The organism is Ralstonia sp. AU12-08, assembly GCF_000442475.1.
Classification (GTDB): Bacteria; Pseudomonadota; Gammaproteobacteria; order Burkholderiales; family Burkholderiaceae; genus Ralstonia; species Ralstonia insidiosa.
On the sequence record NZ_ASZV01000070.1, the window covers coordinates 1 to 1,455 of the forward strand.

The 1,455-nt window shown below is 67.2% G+C and carries 1 protein-coding gene; it reads left to right on the forward strand.

The features are described 5' to 3' along the window. Window positions 1–59 precede the first annotated feature (59 nt). Window positions 60–1,268, forward strand: a complete 1,209-nt coding sequence (locus C404_RS58670) for an IS4-like element ISBvi1 family transposase (protein ID WP_011517431.1) — start codon at window positions 60–62, stop codon at window positions 1,266–1,268. Window positions 1,269–1,455 lie beyond the last annotated feature (187 nt).

The following is a 1,455-nucleotide window of genomic DNA, read 5'->3' on the forward strand; positions in this document are numbered from 1 at the left end:
CAATACTGTTCAGATAGTATTTTTAAAGCCATAATCCTCATCCATCGAAGCTTCAATGGATGAGGGTGATGGCCAGAACACGCAAGACGCTGCCGTCGAGAGTTGACGTTGCGCATTTGATCAGCGCCGGGGTGCTGGCCAGCGTGTGTCCACGGACGTTGATCGAAGAAGTGTTGGCCGAGACCGGCAAGGCCAGCCAGCGGGAGCGGCTGCTGCCCGCGCCGGCAGTGGTGTATTACGTGATGGCGCTGGCGCTGTGGCGCGAAGCGCCGCTGGAGGAAGTGCTGCGCGTGGTGTGCGAAGGCCTGCAATGGCTCGGCGGCGGCCACACTGAGGCGGTGCAGGCCAGCAAGTCCGCGATCTCGCAGGCGCGCAGCCGGCTGGGCCCCGAGGTCATGCGCCAATTGGCCGATCGGGTGCTGCGCCCGCTGGCCGCGCCGGGGGCGCCAGGGGCGTGGTACCGGGGATTGCGCGTGATGGCCCTGGACGGCAGCTGCATGGACGTGGCCGACGAGGCGGCCAACGCCAAGTTCTTCGGCTACCCGGGCGCCTCGCGCGGCCAAAGCGCCTTCCCGCAGGCGCGCGTTCTGGGCCTGGTGGAATGCGGCACGCACGCGGTGGTGGCAGCCGGCATCGCACCCTACGGCCACAGCGAGCAGGTCATGGCCGCCCAGTTGCTGCCCGCCAAGCTCACGCCCGAGATGCTGGTGCTGGCCGACCGCAACTTCTACGGCTTCAAGCTCTGGCAGACCGCCTGCGCTACGGGCGCCAAGCTGGCCTGGCGGGTCAAATCCAACCTCAAGCTGCCGGTAGAGCAGATGTTGCCCGATGGCTCGTACCTGAGCCGCGTGTTCGACAGCGACGACCGCGCGCGGCGCGCAGGGCAAACGGTGCGTGTGATCGACTACGCGCTCGAGGGCTCGGCCACGCCGGCGCAGGGCAGCTACCGGCTGCTGACCAACCTCCTGGACCCCGATGCGGCGCCGGCCCTGGAGCTGGCCGCGCTGTACCACGAGCGCTGGGAGATCGAGGGGGTGTTCGATGAGTTCAAGACGCATTTGCGCGCCAACAGCACGGTGCTGCGCAGCAAGACGCCCGAGCTGGTGCAGCAGGAGCTGTGGGGGCTGCTGCTGGCGCACTTTGCGATTCGCCAGTTGATGGCGCAGGCGGCCTGGGCGCGCGAACTCGATCCGGATCGCCTGAGCTTCATGCACGCCGTGCGCGTGATCAAGCGCAAGATGCCGCAAGCTGCGGCCGTTTCCCCCTGAGCGTTTGCCTGCCTGGCGCGAGGCCCTGCTGGCCGAGATCGCGCGCGGGCGCTGCGTGAGCAGTCGTGGGCGCCTGAACCCGCGCGGCGTCAAGCGCAAGATGAGCAACTTCAATGTTCGGCATCGCGGCGCAGCGCTCCATTTGCGGCATCAGCCAGTGCCGGTGCTTCGTATCTGAACAGTATTT